Source organism: Ignavibacteriales bacterium, assembly GCA_020635255.1.
GTDB lineage: Bacteria > Bacteroidota > Ignavibacteria > Tepidaquicellales > Tepidaquicellaceae > JAEYVS01.
Genome location: JACKAC010000003.1, coordinates 33,508 through 53,190, shown reverse-complemented (window position 1 = coordinate 53,190; position 19,683 = coordinate 33,508). Strand labels below are relative to the sequence as shown.

Below are 19,683 nucleotides of genomic sequence, written 5' to 3'. Positions count from 1 at the left end.
TCGAAGGAAAAAATACGTGAAAAAAACCCTACTAATTGCAATATTTTGCATCATGGGAGTGAATGTGAATGCGCAGTGGGTATTCGTAAATCCTACTCCGCAGGTAAACGATGTATATGACCTTGCCGTACCGACAGCAGGCAACGTAATAGGAGTGACAAACTGGATAAGCGACATACTTATTTCGACCAGCGGGGGAGCCGGCTGGAATATTGTTTCATTGAACATCGACCGCAATCTCCGCGCTTTATCATTTCTTAATCCATCGACGGGATATGGTGTCGGCGGCGGACCGGATACAAAGCCATGGAAAACCACTAACGGGGGGCTTAACTGGGCCGAACTGACTTCAGCAATAGATACAACAAAATACGATGTAGCTTTTTCCGATGTGAATACCGGCTGGGCTGTCGGATTTAATTCTTTCATCATTAAAACAACCGATGGAGGCGCAAGCTGGATCTCTCAAAGCGCTCAGTATATAATTACAAAAACACTGCGCGGAGCAGCCGCACCAATAGCGAATAATATTTATGCTGTAGGTAATGACAATTGTATCTTAAAGTCAACGAATGGCGGAAGTAATTTTCTTCTATCTTCTTCTCCGCTAACTCCGCAGACAGATGATTTTTACGACATCAAATTCAAGGACGCAACAGTCGGCTGGATAGTAGGACAGCGCCAGAGAATATTAAAAACTTTTAACGGAGGTGTAAGCTGGGATTCGGTTTACGGGAATAATTCCGGCTCGGTAACATTATATTGTATAGACGGTTTTGGGAATACTACACTTGCTTGCGGAACGGGCGGAACAATGCTTCGCTCGACGGATGCAGGCACAACCTGGACTCCCGGTACGATATCTGGATTTTCGGGGACACTTTACACGGTGAGATTTGAGTCGGCAATGGTGGTATATGCCGGAGGAGATGACGGGTGGATGTTTAGGTCAGTGGATGGCGGACTCACATGGTCACCGCTAACTACATATTATACGACCGACCTCCTCGACGGCGCGAACTTTGCGGATAATAACACAGGATACTTTGTCGGAAATAACGGAATAGTAATAAAGACAACCAATGCGGGGGCAAGTTTCGTTACGCAGACCACACCGGGCGGAACGCTGGAGCTGAATAATGTCAGCGCGCCGTCCACAACGACCGCGTATATAGCAGGCGATGCAGGCAGAATATTTAAGACGACCAATGGTGGAACCAACTGGACCGAATTAACTACAGGTTCGACACAGGACCTCCTCGGGATAGATTTTGTAAATGATAATACCGGTTATGCGGCTGGACAGTCCGGCGCAGTTTTAAAAACGACAAACGGCGGGGTAAATTGGACGAATATGCCCGTTCCGGGAGGAGAATTGCTATGGGATATAGATTTTGTGGACGGGGATCACGGCTGGACCGTAGGAGTAGGCGAGGTAATTTACGGAACGACGAACGGCGGCGCTAATTGGTCGTTACAATTTAACGGGTCGCAGCTGGGATGTTACGCGGTGAGTTTCGTTAACACAATGACGGGATATGCAAGCGGTTCGAGCGGATACACATATAAAACGATAAACGGCGGAAATACATGGACACCGACGCCGCAACTTGGTAATACTATTTGGGCAATGGAATTTTACGATGCTGATCACGGCGTGGCAATCGGTTCGAGCGGGTATCCATACAGGACCACCAACGGCGGTACAAGCTGGATAGGCGATCCGAGAAGAACAATTAACACGATGTACGCAGTAGCATTTACTCCAAACGGTACTTGCTTTATAGGCGGAAGCCTCGGCATAGTATTAAAGGGAAATAATTCGCTAGTTAATATTACTCATGAACCGGGAAGTTTGCCGGAGAGGTACTTACTTCAACAGAATTATCCGAATCCGTTTAACCCAACGACAAAGATAAGGTACGAATTACCTGTTAATGGGAATGTTAAGCTGACGGTTTATGACATTAGCGGCAGGGAGGTTAACTCTCTTATTAACGGTTACCAAAATGCCGGAGTATATAGCTTAGAATTTAATGGAAGCGGTTTATCGAGCGGAGTCTATTTTTATAAATTGGAAACACAGGAGTTTACTCAGACCAAGAAAATGATATTGGTAAAATAGTGAGCTTTGAAGTTTATGTTTTGAAGAATTTTGTTTTCGTTAAGAGGTAAATATTTTATAAATTTGGGTAATTAAAGATTTTTTTAAAAAAAAATTAGTAAAAATGAAAAAATGGCTTATAGTTTCTTTGCTGGTTATGCTGGCATCAAGTCAAGGATTTTCACAAGGGTTTAACAGTGTATTTAGCCCGGATGGAAATTATGTTATGGCAGTCGGGGATGGCGGACTTGTATTTGTTTCAACAAATGCAGGCGCAAGCTGGGGACATTTTAATTTGAATATGTCAAATGATCTTACAGATGTTTTTATAGTTGGAAATAAATGCTATATCACGAATTCTGCGGGTAATATTGTGCAGGGTGATATTACTACAAATTCATATTCACAGTTTTTAGCGGGCGGATTACAGTGGAATTCGGTTACATTCGTCGATGGAAATAACGGATATGTTTGCGGTATCAGCGGAAGTGTCCGGAAAACCACAAACGGCGGGAACAGCTGGACGATAAGCAATAATGGGGTTTCACCCAGCGATGTTTTGAATTCCATAAGTTTTAAGGATGCAAATAATGGTGTGGCAGTAGGCGATAACGGAAAGATATATATTACCAGTGACGGCGGCGCTAATTGGACTTCACAATCCTCTGGTACGACCTATAATCTCAGAGATGTGAAATATTTTTCAGGAGGAATAATCGCTGTGGGTGAATACGGAACGTTACTTGTTAAGACAGGAGCAGGCGCATTTACATCGGTAAACTCCAGAGTGATCTCCGATATAATGGGTATAAGCGGAAGCGACATGAACAGCGCGCATCTATGCGGGGGCGGCGGGTTTATAAGGAACAATATGGGCGGAAGCTCATTATTCCTCAACTTTGAGAAGAATCCTATGAATGCAAATCTTACCTCCATTCATTATTATGATGCAAACACAGGATATGCCGTGAGCAGTCTAAACAAAGCAATAATTAAGACGACCGACGGAGGTGCAAGCTGGGCATTAACCGGCGGAACTACCGTTACATATCAATGGCAGACAACATTGACAGCAAGTAACGGTATAGGAAACGGGTTTTACTATGCTCCACCGGATTACCAAAATCCTGAGAGACGTGATCAGGTGTTTATATGCCAGGGTACAAAAGTTTACCGCAGTTATGATAAGGGAGCTACATGGACGAATATTGCTACTGTTTCGCTTGGCTCGAGGGCACACTCTTTTTATGTTAATCCACTGGACACAAATCAGATGATAGCATCAATGGACCAATCCGGCGGAAGAATAATGAGGAGTACCGATTACGGTCAGACCTGGACACAGACATGGACGGGAAATCTCACTTCATATGGTATGCCACTGGAGATGGATCCGAATGACCCAAACCATATGGTACTCGGACCGGATAACAGTCAGCTGTTAAAGTCAACAAATTTTGGTCTTAACTGGACAACATTGAGCTCAACAGTATTTGTTAGCCCGTGTGACATTACAATTCATCATGGAAATCCGAATCTGATGCTACTTGGAGACAGCGGACCCTCTAAGCTATGGAAATCAACAGATGGTGGTCTTAATTGGTCTTTAAAGAATTCACAAGGAACATCAGAAGTACCCATGATAGGAATAAGCCAGCTGGATACAAACCTGTCCTTTCATACAGTGTGGAGCACCGGAGGAGTTTTCCGGAGTATGGACCAGGGTGATAATTATTCAAATGTCACCTCCACAGGAAGTGCATGGGGGTGTGATATTGCAAGAGATGACCCGACCGCATTCTCTTTTGTGACGTATGGCAGATCGGGATACCTAACAAATAATACGGGCGCAAATTTCGATTTTGTTGGATCGATAGGAAGCGCTAATGCCGGGGTGCTATTCCTGAATAAAGGTGAAGTGCTAGCACAGGGTACAAGCGCATTATATAAACTCCAGATCACTTATAATGTAAACTCGACCCAGATCACAGTGACAGGAGTTACGCCCTCAGCAGGTAATATACCGGACAATTACAGACTCTCACAAAATTATCCAAACCCGTTCAACCCGTCTACGGTGATAAGCTTTGATCTTCCAAAGAGCGGAAATGTAAAGTTAAGCGTATTCGATGTGAGAGGGGTAGAAGTAGCAACGCTTGTTAACGGACAACAGAATGCAGGTTCATATAATGTTGAATTCGACGGAAGTAGGCTTTCATCGGGGGTTTATTATTACAGGCTCGAAACAGCCGGGCTGATCGAAACTAAAAAGATGATATTAGTGAAATAAGAGGAAATTTAATAATTGCAGAAAAGCGGGCAATTAGATTTGTCCGCTTTTTTTTATGCTTTTTATTTATAGTTCTCCACTGATAGATTTGTATAACCAAATTATACATATTCTATTATGGAAACGAACAAAGAAAAAAAAGCAGGGTTTTTTGAGACGACTGCCAGAAAAATCACAAAACTCAGCGGTTCAACAGGCGCTTTCGTAACGGCTTTTCTGGTGATAATAATATGGCTGAGTACCGGTCCTATTTTCAAATTTTCGGATACATGGCAACTCATCATCAATACAGGCACGACGATAGTAACTTTTTTAATGGTTTTTTTAATACAGAGAGCGGCAAATAAGGATTCTCTGGCAATACAGCTAAAGCTGAATGAGTTGGTAGCCGCGCATGAAGGTGCGAGTAACAGGCTGGTAAATGTGGAAGATCTTTCCGAGAATGAATTGAATTTGCTCCATAATTTTTATGTATACCTTGCAGAACTGTCGAAAAATGAAAGGAGTTTAACTAAGTCTCATTCGATAGATGAAGCAAAGAAAAGACATTATATTAAACATAAATACGAACCAGATGGAAATAATCCCGACGGGCATTGAGCAACCATATTGTGATTATTTGACAAGAAGCATTTTTTTTGATAAGAGTATATTCCCGGCTTTTAGCGTGTAAAAATATACTCCGCTCGGCAGCCCTGATGCGTCAAGGGTATATTCGTAAGTTCCGCCCTGGAAGCGGTTATTTACAAGTGTGAGTATTTTCTTTCCTTCGATGTCGTAAACAGATAAGTTTACCTCAACATTATTAGGGAGATCAAATTTTATGTTAGTGGACGGGTTAAATGGGTTCGGATAGTTTTGGTATAAATGAAATTTATCAGGTATATTAGTTAAAGGGTCTGTATTTGTTATAGCGCCACCTCCGTCTGTTGTTTTTAAGATCGTTCCATTATCACCTACCGCGTAACCGGTATTATCATTTAAATAGAAGAACGTTGAGTTAAGGTCTTTGGTGGTCCCACTCTGCTGGAAGCCCCATGTTATTCCATAGTCAGTAGTCTTTAAGATAGTACCGCTGTCCCCTACACAATAGAGTCTGCTTGTGTTATTAACCGAGTATTCGACTGAATTAAGATTGTTAGCGGTATGGCTATTTTGTGTGTACCAGTTGGTCCCCGAGTTTGTACTTCTTAATATCAAGCCATTGTCACCTACAACAATGTCGATACCTCCAAATAAAGGAGTTCCTTTAAGGTTGTTCGTTACTCCACTTGCTGCCAAGGTCCAATTTGCCCCGGAACTAACACCCCTAAGGATAGTTCCGTCTTCACCGGCCGCATATCCGCCAAAGGTAGCACAAATGGTGTAAAGATTTTTTGTAGTTGGAGAGGAGATTGGAGTCCAGGATAATCCAGTGTTGATACTTTTTAGTATTATACCGCTATCCCCGGCAATCAAAAAGTTGAACTCTGTGATATCATGAAGGTCTCTTGTTGTAGTGGAAGGGATCAACGTCCAGTTCTGCCCGTTGTTTGATGTTCTGAGGATCGTTCCATTTTGTCCAACCGACATTACCGATCCTGACCCTTCCATAAAAATAATGGCATAAAGATCGTTTGTCGTTCCTGAGTTTTGTATGACCCAATTAATCCCGCCATTTGAAGTGTGGATGATCGTTCCATTGTCTCCGCAAGCCCACGCTAAATCCTCACTGCCATGATGGAAATTTACTCCATTGAGATTAACGGATGTAGGGCCAGTCTGATGTACCCATCCTGCAAAAAGGGGGGAATGAATAAATGAAAATATTAAAATAAAATAAAATTTTATTTGCCTGCTCGTTCCCATTTAATTAAAAATTCACATACTCGTTTAAACATTCAAGCAAAATAATAGTTGAATCGTAGGTTTCAAAGATAAAAAAACCCTCAAAAAGAGGGCTTAAAATAATTACCAGATCACAACCCGTTCGGACTCTTCACGATACATAGGATCTCCCGGTTTAATATTAAACACATCGAAGAACGCTTCCATGTTGGAGGGCGGTACAATAGCCCTGTATAAGCCGGGTGAATGGGGATCCGTATTTATTCTCAGGCGGAGCTCCTGGTCAGTTATATTCTGTCTCCATATTTGAGCCCATGAAATAAAGAACCTCTGTTGAGGGGTGAAGCCATCAAGCATTTCAATTGTTTTTGCTTCCTCTGTATTCATGAATGCAAGATAGGCAAGCTTTAAACCGCCAAGGTCAGCGATGTTTTCACCAAGTGTAAGTTTACCCTCTAGGTGAACATCGTCAATTACAACATAACTGCTGTATTGATTGGCAAGTTTATCGGCGCGCTGGGTATATTTTTGAGCATCTTCCTCTGTCCACCAGTCACGGAGATTACCTTCCCAATCGTATTTTCTGCCCTGGTCATCAAACCCGTGTGTTATCTCATGTCCGATCACAGTTCCAATACCTCCATAATTTATAGCGTCATCGAAATTTTCCGAAAAAAACGGCGGTTGTAAGATCCCCGCTGGGAATACTATTTCATTTCTGGATGCATTATAGGAAGCATTTACAGTCTGTGGATTCATAAACCATTCATCCTCAACGGGCTTTCCTATTCTGTCTTTATTTCTATTAAAATAAAATATGCTTGCCCTCATTGAATTATTGAACAATGAGCTTCTGTCAACCTCAAGCTTTGAATAATCTCTCCATTTGTCTGGGTAACCGATTTTTGGTTTAAATGCGGCAAGTTTCTTTTGAGCCTCTTGCTTTGTTGCATCGCTCATCCATTCAAGTTCATTTATCCTCTTGCTTAATACTTCCTTTATATTATTAACCATTTCAAGCACACGCTCTTTTGCGGCAGGGCTAAAAGATCTCTTTACAAATTCCTGCCCCATGATTTCGCCAAGAGAGCCTTCCGTATCATCAAGCGCGCGTTTCCATAAGGGTTTCATTTCATCTATGCCTCTAAGCACGGTGCTGTAAAAATGGAAGACCTCCTTTTCAAGATCTGAACTTAACTTATTTGCCGTCGAAGCTATAAGCTTATATTGCATGTAAGTCTTCCAATCGTCGAGACTTACATCTTTCATCATTTTGTCTACTTCTTTTAAGAAGTCAGGCTGCCCAATAATAACACCATTTTCAAAATCTCTGTCCATATTAAATCCAGCTTCCCGAAAAAAATTCTTCCAGTCAAAATCCGGAGTGAGTGCCTGAAGTTCATCCAGTGTCATTTTATTGTATGTCTTTTCGGGATCGCGTCTTTCCAGTCGTGTCATAGATGCACCGGCAAGCCGGGTTTCCATTGCCATTACAACGTTAGCCATATCTCTTGCCTGTTCGGGGCTGTATCCCGTAAGTTCAAACAACTTCTGAATATGCTTTACGTATTCGGTTCGTATGTTTTTATATTTTTCACCTTCATCTAAATAATAATCTCTGTCAGGCAGTCCAAGTCCTGACTGGAATACTTGTGGAACAAAAATAGAGCTATTTTTATCATCCTGACCAACCCAAACAAAAAAGGGAAGTCTTAGCCTTCGTGTAAGAAAACTAACCATAACGTTTTGCAGATCAGCAGGTGAAGATATTTGTTCTATTTTATTTAAATCGGGTTTTAATGGCTCGATGCCCATTTTATCCCTGCCTTCAACATCCAATGCCGTGTAGTAAAAGTCACCGAGCTTTTGGGTGTTACTTCCAGGAACGGGGTTTGGGTCATCAATTGCAGTTGTGAGTATGTCCTGAAGGATAGCTTCATTTCTTTCCTCCACTTCGCTGAAACTGCCCCAGCGGGAGTATCCTGGAGGTACGGGGTTTTTTGCTAACCATCCACCATTGACATACCGGAAAAAATCAACACCCGGGCTGACTGTCTGATCCATATTTGCAACATCTATAGGCAAGATATCGGTACTTCCGGTCTCAGGTTGGGCATGACCAAGTACTATTAGCCCAAAGAAAACTAAAAATGTTAGTTTTACAAATTTCATAGCTTTGCTCCTTTTGAAACTCTACGTTAATTTTCTACATTGTACTGCTGAACGTCATACCAGGGATCTATATAGTCATTGCTGGCGTTAGAGATACCTTTGGGAATTATTCTATAAACACCGTCCTCATCAATAAATTTAAATACAAGTAAATGCCCCCAGCTTTCTCCTCTTATTTGGGCGACAACATACCTATCAAAGATAAGTTCTATCTCATAAGAAGTAGGCGCGTAAGAGTTTATATTATAATTTTTAAGGTTTATGTTGTTTTCTTCCAGCCATTCCTGTGAAATGTGTTTTCCGATCGAGGATGTAGAGACTGAGCTCATCTGAAATGAGTTCAAAATCTCCTGCACTACGATCTTCATCTTAAGCGGAGGATATACTTCTTCACTCTGAGCGTTTGCAAATACGGGAATTGCGAAAAATAAAATAAGGAAAAAAGTTTTTTTCATGACATTATATTTTAATTACGAATTATAATTACGTCGTTTAATGTATCGCCAATAAGGATCCTGTCAACTACGTCCATTCCGTTTACTACTTTGCCAAAAATGGTGTATTTACTATCGAGATGAGGCTGACGAGAATGTGTAATAAAGAACTGACTCCCTTCTGTATCTTTTCCCGCGGAAGCCATTCCAAGCGTACCCCTTTCGTATGGAAGCGGCGAATATTCCCCACGTATAGAGTAACCGGGGCCGCCAAAGCCTGTGCTGGTCGGATCGCCCCCCTGAATTACAAAGTTACCTATTACCCGGTGAAACTCGGTTGCATCGAAATAATTTTGTTCGGCAAGCTTAAGGAAGTTCATCACCGTAAAGGGAGCCACGTCAGGATATAATTCAATTTCGATTTCCCCTTCGCTTGTGTTTAATATTACGGTTACTGTCTGATTTGCATTAAGGTAATCCCAATCGAAATCTGTGTGACGTGAATAGTCTGCCGGGTTAACGGTTATTTTTTCCCCTGTTATTTTTTCAATTGCGCCTGCGGAGGTAACTGCAAGATCATAATTATCCCTGCCGAGGTTCTTTCTGAGTTCAGGAAGCATTACCGTATCCTGTAATTCGCCGAACGCATCAGCAAAGAGTGTCATGTCATCAACATTTTTCGGATATTCCAGCCCCGCATATTCGAAATTAAGAACTTCTTTATTTTCGAACATCCAATCCTGCCGTGCTTTCATTTGATCGGACTGCAATCCCTGTAAGGAATAATAAACTATGTCGGGTTTGCGTGAGTCGGCAAATTCAATAAATGACAGGCGGGCAAGATTTAGGCTTTCCTCCGATTTCATATTCGGAAGAAGATTAAGAGCTGTCTCTATGTAAGCTCTATAAATTTTAGCTAATGCAAGATTAGGTATCATTTCCCCGGTTGTATTTGGGGCAACTTCATTGAATCTCATAACAATGACGCTGATGCTATCCCTAAGCTTGCCAATTATATCGCCATTTTCGAAATAACTGAAGGCATTTATTATATCAACAAGGTTATCCACACTGGTATAATAATAGAATTCTTCCCATAGCACATTTTCGGACCTGTCTTTCATTATCTGTGCATAAGCATCTATAGCGGCTCCAAAGACCTGTGATGAATACCACCCTTTCGATTCGATGACCATCATAGGAACTTTGGTACCGGGGATGACGACAGGCTTATCACCTGATTCAGGAATTTTGTATTGGGAAAATAATCTGCCATCAGCGTTTAGAGCAGCAATCTTTACATGGTCGCTGGGGTCGGCGAGAGATCTGCCAAATACACCGGATATTTGCTCGGTATATTGTCCGATCGAATCGAGCGTGTAACCTCCAAGTGTATTCAGGATATTAACCTTCACTCTCCAGTCATTTTCGGATTCGAACATGTCTATGAGAACAGGAATGTCGGAAGGCTCTTTGATAGCATTTAGTGCGTAAACGGAATATGCCCTTGTCTCCGGATCATTTGAGCGGATTAGATTCATAATGTGAATCCTCTCCGGAATGAGAAGATCCCGGTCACGTATCCTCCAAAGTGCGTAGGCGAGATACTTTTCAATCCCGGTGCGTCCATAAGCAAACAGCGCCTCGAGGTGTCTTATTGAGTTTTGATTTTTTATGTTGCGTAAAGCAAAACGCGCGACTGCCATTGCGACGGCGTTATGGTATCTCGCATCATCTATCAATAAAGGGACAATTTTGTTCAACGCTTCTTCATCGCCGGTCTTTCCAATATTTTCCAGTATAGCAACGAGGACATCTACATCCTTTTCCTTTTTGCCAGCCTCCTGTAAATACTCAGCGGAAAGGCCTGTTCCGATCTGTCCGAGTGCAAATGCCGCCATAGACCTTACTTTCGGAGAGGTATTATTCATCAGTTGGACACTAATTGTATCTATAGTTGTGGAGTCAGCAATATTTGCTAAGGCATACAACGCCGCGGTAACAACACTTTCATCACCACTATTAAGAAAATCAAGTAGTTCATTGCCCGGACCGAGCGTCCTTTCGTCCTGGAATTTGAGAATTGTTTTAATGTCGTCAGAAAGCGGCTGAGCATGTGCACTACTAAAAAGAAACAGAAAGACTGTTACGCAGTAAAAAAAATATTTCATAATGTAAAAACTATTTAAAAATATGGGCTATTTCATATTTTCCGGCAGAGGGATTAAAATAAATGACTGCATCCGCACCGGAAGAGAGATATTTTATATTCATTTTATTTCCAAGATCGTAGGTCTGGGTTCCTGTTGACTGCGAGATACCCGTTACCTTTTCATTTGGGAATTTGTAAAACAATTCAGGATCTCTTGCGAACCACTCTTTTTCATTATGCGCAAACTCTTTTGAGTCGATACCTTCAAATTGAAATTCAGTACCCTGAGGCAGCGTAACGAATATAAATACGGTATCACCGTTTATATCGGATGTTAGATCAAACCCGCTTACACTTTGCGAAGTGATATCATCAAAAGTGATTGAATTGATCTTTATAATTCTCCTATTCTCACCCGTAAAGCTCTCCAGAGATCCGGATCCGAATCCGGCTGTGATATCATTTACTAAAAGCAGATCTCCTGTTGCTGTCGAATTCTCGTTTATAAGGTCTATAAGTTCGCGGGAGTTTTTATATTTCATTTTATACATATCGATCGTATCCGCACCAAAGAGGGTAAAATAACCAATAAGTCCATAAATTACTATAAAACCAACATATGCATAGGAGGAATACTTGTAAATTTTCGGAAATGATCTAATCGCAAGATAAAGAACAAAAGGGATTCCGAGCAGATAGAGTGTTTCCCCAAACCGGGTCTCAAGCCCCAGCACTATTATCATAATATAATATATAAATAGCCAGCTTAAAATAACCAAAACCGAAGTATTCATATTTTTATAAAGGCGCTTTTTGGCGAACATAACCGAATATATAATAAAGAACGCATTCATTACGAGATTGAAGAGAGAAGCAAGGAGGTAGAATATGTTCACCTGCACAAAATCCATGGAAGTAAAGCTTTTAAAATTTGTAATGACGTCAACCCTGTCCGGAATGCCGAGAGGCCAGCTCATTACACTTTGAATAAGTGTAACAGCAAAAAATTTCGGGTTCGATAAATGTTCTGTGTAAGATGCCCCCTCAAAGACGTAAGAGAGGGAGATTCTCACTCCTATCCAGACAATATATGGTAAAAGTAAATAAGAGAGCACGAGAATTTTACTTACTTGTTTGCCGTCACGTCTTTGTAAGATAAAGTATGTAACCGCTAGCGCGAGGGGCAGGAACATCATTGTCTCCTTCAAAAACATACCAAGGACTGAAATGATGAGAGCCGGATAGAACTTTCTTTTAAGTATCAATATAAAGACAATTCCGGACACAATCGCGGCAAACAGATCGAATGCAAATGAAGGGTAGAAGTAAAACTTTCCCAACAAGCCGGGATTTAGCAGGAATAATGCTGCCGATATAACAGAAAAATTCTCGCTAAGCCGAAGTATTCTTTGAGCTATATAATAAACGAGCGAGAAAGCGATCCCATTCAGAAGATAAGAGAAGAGAAAGTAAAAGCCATAGCTGTTTCCGAAGATTAGAGAATTAACGTAATATACAATATTAACAATAGGGCGCATTACATTCTGGTAGTAGGGCGTCCATTCAGGATAAACAGTGAAGTATTTCGCAAAGCCGATAGTGAACCATCCAGCCGGATCGAAACTATTAAACATAGGTGTAGAATGAGCGAGGAGAGCAAGTTCATCTTCTGCTGGATAGTAGTAGGTAAGAATGTCTTTGAAGAAGAATATCTGGAGAAAGAGAACCAGCAGTGTAAAGAGGACCAGCTTTGATCTTATACCTGCTTTTTTATGTAATATGTTATTTTGGTTTTCCAAGAAGATCGAACATATTTTTTTTGTATGCTTCAACACCGGGTTGATCGAAAGGATTGACACCAAGCAAGTACGCGCTCACAGCGCATGCGCGTTCGAAGAAATATATCAGCTGTCCTATGTAATATGGAGATAGTTCAGGTACATTAATTAGTATGTTGGGTACTCCGCCATCGAGATGTGCCATTTTAGTACCTTCCATGGCTTTTGTGTTTACCTCACTAAGACGTTTGCCGGCGATATAATTAAGTCCGTCGAGGTCATCCTTATCTTTGGGAATGACAACAGTGTGCAACTCGTTTTTTATATTAAGAACTGTTTCGAAGATATTCCTTACGCCGTCCTGCACCATCTGTCCCATAGAGTGGAGGTCAGTTGTGTATATTACTCCGGCGGGGAAGATGCCTTTGCCGTTCTTTCCTTCACTCTCGCCGTAGAGCTGTTTCCACCACTCAATAAAGTATTGCATTTTAGGAGTATAGCTCACCATTATTTCTATTGCTTTACCCTTTTCGAGCAGTAGATTTCTTATTGCAGCATAAAGATTAGAAATATTCCTGTCAATTTCTTGGCTTCCGTTGAGAATATTTTCCATACCTGCTGCTCCGTGAATAAGTTCATTTATATCAATTCCCGCGCATGCGATTGGAAGTAAACCGACAGGGGTTAGCACCGAGAAGCGTCCGCCGACATCATCAGGAATGATGAATGTTTTATAATTTTCTTCATCAGATACTTTTTTTAGCGCGCCTTTTTCTTTGTCGGTTATTGCGACAATACGATTGACGGATTCGTCTTTACCGTATTTTTTTTCGATATGCTGGCGCAGGATGCGGAATGCGATCGCAGGTTCAGTAGTAGTACCGGATTTGGAGATAACAATTAGTGAATAATCCTTTGTGCCGAGCATTTCGATAAGTTCGCCGAGGTAATCTTCAGAGATGTTATTACCTGCGTATAGTATTGACGGATTTCCATTTGAATTTTTTTGGAAATAGGGGGAAAGTGCTTCTATGACTGCTCTTGCACCGAGATAAGAACCACCTATTCCGATGACGATTATTACGTCGGATCTTTGTCTTAAACTTCCGGCAGTGGTCTTGATGTCTTCCAAAAAATCGTTTGAAGTAGCAGAGGGTAAATCAAGCCATCCAAGAAATTTCGCCCCGCGCCCGGTACGATTGGTCATGGAGTGATGAATGTCGCCTACTTTCTCCTGGAACGAATCAATTTCGGTTTTAGTTAAAAAATCTTTAACGCCGTCGGTATTGAGTGTGATATTGTCCATAAATTTTATAAGCGTAAACCGAATCCAAAACTGATCTCGGTATCGTGATTATCTTTTTTTCTTTCCTTTTCTATCTTTGCGTTAACGGAAGACCGCTCTTTCACATCGAGATAGATGCTGATAATGCCGCCATATTTATAATAAGATGGCATAACATTATCGAACTGCTGATTATAGTCGCCATATACCGTAAATTCCAGATAATATCTTTTTAGTGATGCGCTTATCATGGCAACATTATAGAATGAACGAACATCATCATCACTGTCTTCTTCCATATCATGTTCATATCCAAAACCCACGATCGGGTTAATTCCAAAAACCCAATGGTTATCTTTTCCATTATATTTGAACTTATAATGGGTAACGTTACGAATTGGAATGAAGAACCCGTCATAGCTTGGATTAAATAAAATCTTGCTTTTTAGTATCCTCTCTTCGCTGAAAAAGTCTTTTGAATATGAAACAGAGGGTTCGAGTCTTCCTTTGCCTTCACTGTTTTTATAAAGGAACAAAAGTCCGAATAGGGAAACTTCTACAAACTCCCGCTTTTTCTTTCCTCCGCTGGTGTATAGGAACTGCAGTGCAGGGAAGATTGCAAATTCATTGTAATCAAATTTACGGTAAAGTACAGCGGCATCTACGGTATAGATCGCGGGCTCATCCTCTAATTTCTTGTAAGAGAATAACGCCGGTTTTGTTGTCTCGGTTCTTGAATCAAAGGTTTTTCGTATTTCAATATATTCAGCTACTTTGTCGATGATCGATTCTTCAGCCGGTTCGGAATCCTGTGCATAGATGTAAGGTAAAGAAAAAATAAAAACAAACAAAGAGAATGCTATTACTCTCAATGCTAATGTTTTCATTTATAGGTTAGTTTGATTTCTGAAGCAAGTTCAGCAGCTTTTTTTCTGAGTTCGTTTGTGTCAGAATTAAGATCACCATAGACAATTATTACACCCATCCTTCTATGCGTCCGAGTTGTAGGTTTGCCGAATATTCTGAAATCAGTATCAGTCTGTGCTGAAACTTTTTCGAAGCCAGAATAGGAAGGTTCATTAGCACTTTCCTCACCGGCGAGTATTACAGCGCTGACGCCTTTTCGCTCAAGGATGATGCCAGGTATGGGGAGACCCAATACAGCTCTTAGGTGAAGTTCAAATTCATTAAAATTCTGTGTACCGGCGAGTGTAACCATCCCAGTATCGTGCGGGCGGGGAGACAGTTCGGAAAAGTATACGCCATCCTCTCCAAGGAAAAACTCAACGCCCCAAATACCTGCCCCTGTTAGCGAAGCAGTTACTTTTGCAGCCATGTCTTGTGCTTCCATGAGTTTATCAAGTGGGATGTCAGCAGGTTGCCAGCTTTCCTGGTAGTCACCTCTTTCCTGTCTGTGTCCAATGGGAGGACAGAAGAGGGTTGGACCTTCTTTTTGTGTTACTGTAAGCAATGTGATCTCTGTATCGAACTTTATAAATTCTTCCACAATAACTTCGTTAACATCTCCGCGTCCCTTGGCCGAAGCGGCTTCCCATGCTTTTTCTATATCGGCTTCGGTTTTAATAGTGGATTGCCCCTTGCCGGAAGAAGACATAAGAGGTTTAACTACGCACGGGATACCAATATTAGCAACCGCACTATTCAGTTCATCGAGTGAGGAAGCGTATTCATACTTAGCTGTTTTAAGCCCAAGCTCTTTTGAAGCAAGATCACGGATGGCTTTTCTGTTCATTGTAAAATTTGCCGCCCGGGCTGAAGGAACAACCTGTATGCCTTGTTTTTCGTAATCATAAAATCGCTCTGTGCGAATAGCTTCTATCTCCGGAACAATTATATCAGGCTTGTGTTTAGCAACTATGCGGTCGAGTTCGGCTCCGTCGAGCATATTTATGACTTCGCGTTCATCGGCAACCTGTTGGGCTGGAGCATTATTGTAAGAGTCAACCGCGACAACTTTCTGACCAAGGCGTTTAGCGGCAATAACGAACTCTTTCCCAAGCTCTCCGGAGCCAAGGAGCATTATCTTTTTTATCATGTAGTGGAATTACTTATTAATTTTTTCACCCTGTATCCTGACAGGGATCTCTTCTTTTTTTTCAGGAGGAGCTTCAGGGGCTCCGTTCTTTTGGAGGCGCCTCATTTCACGTATAGGCTCCATGTCGGTATAAACGCGCCATTGGTTTATCTTTCCATTTTCCGTAAGGACACGCCATGCTGATCTGACATTCCACTTTTTCCCATCCATGTCTTTATCACCGACGGAAAAGGTGCCGGAGATCTCACCAAATATCACAACTTCACCATCCTCGACAAGAATTTCCTTTGCTTCGATCTTGTAATCCGGGAAGAGGGAAAATAATCCGCCCCATGCATCCTTAAGTTTGTCTATGCCGGTAATATTAACACCCATTGAATCATAAAAGGATAGATCTTTTGTTACACTTGTCAAAATACCGTCCAGATCATGTTTATTTATCAGGTCAATAAACATGCTGATTATACTTAGAGTTTGAAGAGTCTTTTCAACAGAAGCTTTTTCTTTGACGGCAAGTTTATCATCACCAAGATACATTCCGGGAATTTTAACTTCATTGATCTTCCTTCCGCATTTTTCTATATGATAAGCATTTACCCCAATACGTGAGGTGACGACACGAATGAGTTCACCGTCAACAAAATGAAGAGCGGCTCCATCGTCAACACCGTACCCGCTTTTGATAGTACCCTTTGCAATCAGATCGTGAAAAGTCTTCCTGAGATTAGTGCCTTCGTCATTAAAATGCGGGCAGAAGCTTCCTTTTAACAATCCCAGACAAGGAAGGCGTTTAAGAGTGTCATCTTTATCGTGGTATATGCCGTCATCGAACCAGCATATTGCGCCGGCGCTCATGCCTGTCATAATAACCCCCTGTTCGTACGCTTTCTTAATAATTTTATCCGCGCCGAATTTTTTCCAAGTGTCAATTATCTTTCTGGTACTTCCCCCGCCGACGTGAAGTATATCCATACCCATAATAAAATCTTCCATATCAGGTGGAGGCTCAACAAATGATAAGTGAAAGGGTTCACATTCGAGGTTTTTGTAGTAGTCGTAAAATTTTTCTCTATATTCTAGTCCGTCATCACTTGCAGTACCGAGGAAACAAATTCGGGGTCTTTTTACCAGAGCAAGATTAAGCATGTATTTATCTAGGATCCCATTTTCAGGCTCCATGGAAAAAGCACCGCCGCCGAGCGCGAGTATCTGCTTAGGTTTTCTTTGTTTAAACAGCATAGCAGAGAGTTAATTATTACATAACATTGAAAGATAATGAAGCTAATTGTGTTTTTCAGTGGAAAAGGGAAGGGTAACCTAAATCACATAATAGAACAAAAAAAGCCCTTCTATTGAAGGGCTTTGGTATACAGGGTAATTATTCGTTATTTGACCAAGACCATTTTACTGGAGAGTATCTCATCTCCGAAATCTACGACGTAGAAGTACAAACCTGAAGGAGCAGGCAATCCGTCGAAGAGTGTACCATCCCATCTTACTTCATAGGTGCCTTTGCCTGTTATATTGATTGAAAGAACTTTTACCAATTGGCCTACCACGTTATATATTTTAATGTTCACGATCTTAGAGATATTCTTACCTACGATGAATTTGATCGTGGTGGAAGGATTGAAAGGATTGGGGTAGTTTCCGACAAGTTTATAAGAGCCTGCGATATTTACTTCCTCAATTCCTTCTTCATTGGTAATGCCCGTGATAGTACCAAAGCTGGTAAACGGGCTGATGACTCCGTATGCGATGCTTAATTGAATAATTTCCTGTTTAAGTGCAATAGCCTGAGGATCGTTTGGATTCAGACTATAATATAGGATCAATAAATGTTCTATTTTTTGTTTAGCCCAGATCTTTGTTAGGAACTGGTAACTGCCAACCGCCGTATGGGATAGATTTATGTTATAGTTATAGTTCACATTATGATTAAATGCCTGTCCCGATAAAGTCACTGTTACTGGACCGGGATTTGAATATCTGCCTGTTACAATTAACTGCTGTCCAATATACAAATTAGAAAGTGGAGCTGGATACACCTCAGTTATTACTCCGGGTGGTGCAAATGAGATCTGGGTATTGAGCAGTACAGGATTTCGAATAAGCAGGTAAAACTCAGAAATTCTGGATTCCAGTTCGTCATTACCAAGGAATTCAGCTAGTCCCTTATTATTAGAGGATAGAAGAGTGAGAAGCTGTTGGTTTGCGTCTGTACCAATTCCGAAACAATACAGGAAGATTTCTGTTTCGGTGGATTGAACGAGTTGGTTGACGTGTGCTACCAGCTGCTGAGTGTTTGTAATTCCAATGGTAGCCTGACCATCGGTGAAGAAAATAATAATATTAGCTGTGCTGTCCGAAGCTGTTGAAAACTGAGGAATAGCTGTACTGAAAGCCCCGGATATATTAGTTCCTCCGCTTGCAATAAAAGTCGAAATATAGGTGAGTGCCGAATCGCGCGACTGATTAGTATATGGAACATGAGTAGGTCGGAAACTTAAAACATTATCGGAGTAATCCACTATATTAAATTTATCTCCTTCATTCAGATTATTCATGATGAAGCTTGCGGCATTCCGCGCCTGTATTATTTTTGTACCCGACATACTTCCCGACCTGTCTACGATAAGTGTAAACACTTTATCGATAATATCGTTCGATGCTCCAGGGTCTGGTTCAGCGACAAACATAAAGAATCCACCCAATGTATCCGGTAATAGGGTATCAGGAATATTTGAGCTGAAATCGAATAACCCCAGCTGGGACGAATTTAACGAATACTTTATTTTATAATCCTGATTTGCGGGTGATTCGAGAAGAAGTGCTTTTACTGTAGCTATATTTCCGTTATTAGTCAGTTCCGTGAGCGGATGTGTGCTGAGAAACCGGATACTGTCTATAGTGCGGGTTGAATTTAAAACAAAATTCAATTCCTGAGTATTAAGTATGGTAGATTGAATTAAGTGATAATCATTCGGATATGAGAAATTTACATCTCCGAATTTATACGGGAGCAATTGAACGTAAGTTAGCTCTACTATGATAGTAGAATCTTTCTTTACCCTATCGGGTATGTGGAAGAACAAAGGGGTATTGCCCAGATAGGTTTTTAGATTTTGGTTGGTTGTTCCTCCGGGGAGAGTTGTATCCTGCGGAGTGGGGGAAATGGCTGCCTGGTACCATACACCACCGACAAACCATCTCAATCCTGTAGCGCTTGCACCCTCCGGGAGAGGAAATGCAAACGACATAACAGTATCGGTTGGCAATTGGTTAAAGAAAGTTTGGGAGGTTGTGATGACTGCAACCTGGTTTTGCACAGATACATTAACTTGCGAAGAATTTAACTTAAGATAAACTCCGGTGCCTGCATTAATAACCCCGACACCGTTTGCAATGGTAGTACCGGAACAAAGGAACAAACTAGTCACTGCTGCGAAAAGAAAGATTAATTTTTTCATAAAGCCTCCCGCTTTAGAAATTTTAAATTAATCTCCTTTTATACTAATCTCCTATGCTTGCTCCTTAAATTTTTTCTCTATATAAATATAGATAATAATAAATTAATAATACAAT

Annotated in this window: 13 protein-coding genes; 3 read left to right on the top strand and 10 right to left on the bottom strand. The window is 41.2% G+C overall.

The window, feature by feature from the left end; genetic code table 11:
- Positions 1–16 precede the first annotated feature (16 nt).
- The 3 genes from H6614_12735 to H6614_12725 all read left to right on the top strand — a co-directional run bounded on the left by H6614_12735 (position 17) and on the right by H6614_12725 (position 4,994).
- Positions 17–2,125, top strand: a complete 2,109-nt coding sequence (locus tag H6614_12735) for a T9SS type A sorting domain-containing protein (protein ID MCB9244533.1) — start codon at positions 17–19, stop codon at positions 2,123–2,125.
- A gap of 103 nt (positions 2,126–2,228) precedes the next feature.
- Complete coding sequence (locus H6614_12730) at positions 2,229–4,394, top strand: T9SS type A sorting domain-containing protein (protein ID MCB9244532.1); 2,166 nt, start codon at positions 2,229–2,231, stop codon at positions 4,392–4,394.
- Between the two features lie 117 nt (positions 4,395–4,511).
- Positions 4,512–4,994, top strand: a complete 483-nt coding sequence (locus tag H6614_12725; protein ID MCB9244531.1) for a low affinity iron permease family protein — start codon at positions 4,512–4,514, stop codon at positions 4,992–4,994.
- Positions 4,995–5,009: 15 nt separating this feature from the next.
- Here the strand turns inward: H6614_12725 and H6614_12720 are convergent, their stop codons facing one another.
- The 10 genes from H6614_12720 to H6614_12675 all read right to left on the bottom strand — a co-directional run bounded on the left by H6614_12720 (position 5,010) and on the right by H6614_12675 (position 19,568).
- The gene (locus H6614_12720) at positions 5,010–6,242 is read right to left on the bottom strand and encodes a T9SS type A sorting domain-containing protein (GenBank protein MCB9244530.1); all 1,233 of its coding nucleotides are present in this window, start codon (positions 6,240–6,242) and stop codon (positions 5,010–5,012) included.
- Between the two features lie 102 nt (positions 6,243–6,344).
- Positions 6,345–8,393: a M13 family metallopeptidase gene (locus H6614_12715; protein MCB9244529.1), complete on the bottom strand. Its 2,049-nt coding sequence runs from the start codon at positions 8,391–8,393 to the stop codon at positions 6,345–6,347.
- Between the two features lie 26 nt (positions 8,394–8,419).
- The gene (locus H6614_12710; GenBank protein MCB9244528.1) at positions 8,420–8,848 is read right to left on the bottom strand and encodes a hypothetical protein; all 429 of its coding nucleotides are present in this window, start codon (positions 8,846–8,848) and stop codon (positions 8,420–8,422) included.
- 11 nt (positions 8,849–8,859) lie between these two features.
- Positions 8,860–10,998, bottom strand: coding sequence for a peptidylprolyl isomerase (locus tag H6614_12705; GenBank protein MCB9244527.1), 2,139 nt, complete (start codon positions 10,996–10,998; stop codon positions 8,860–8,862).
- Positions 10,999–11,008: 10 nt separating this feature from the next.
- Positions 11,009–12,811, bottom strand: a complete 1,803-nt coding sequence (locus H6614_12700) for a hypothetical protein (protein MCB9244526.1) — start codon at positions 12,809–12,811, stop codon at positions 11,009–11,011.
- Positions 12,762–14,063 carry a glucose-6-phosphate isomerase gene (locus H6614_12695; protein MCB9244525.1) on the bottom strand — a complete coding sequence of 434 codons (1,302 nt, stop codon included), beginning with the start codon at positions 14,061–14,063 and terminating at the stop codon, positions 12,762–12,764. The genes H6614_12700 and H6614_12695 overlap by 50 nt, the downstream gene beginning before the upstream one ends.
- A 5-nt stretch (positions 14,064–14,068) precedes the next feature.
- A complete protein-coding gene (locus tag H6614_12690) occupies positions 14,069–14,929 on the bottom strand; it encodes a hypothetical protein (GenBank protein ID MCB9244524.1) in 861 nt (286 codons plus the stop codon).
- On the bottom strand, positions 14,926–16,098 hold the full coding sequence (gene purT / locus H6614_12685) for a formate-dependent phosphoribosylglycinamide formyltransferase (protein MCB9244523.1): 1,173 nt from the start codon (positions 16,096–16,098) through the stop codon (positions 14,926–14,928). Before purT ends, H6614_12690 begins: the two co-directional genes overlap by 4 nt.
- Positions 16,099–16,107: 9 nt before the next feature.
- Entirely contained in the window at positions 16,108–17,337 is a 1,230-nt protein-coding gene (locus H6614_12680; protein ID MCB9244522.1) for a Type 1 glutamine amidotransferase-like domain-containing protein, read from the bottom strand.
- Between the two features lie 146 nt (positions 17,338–17,483).
- Complete coding sequence (locus tag H6614_12675; GenBank protein MCB9244521.1) at positions 17,484–19,568, bottom strand: VWA domain-containing protein; 2,085 nt, start codon at positions 19,566–19,568, stop codon at positions 17,484–17,486.
- Positions 19,569–19,683 lie beyond the last annotated feature (115 nt).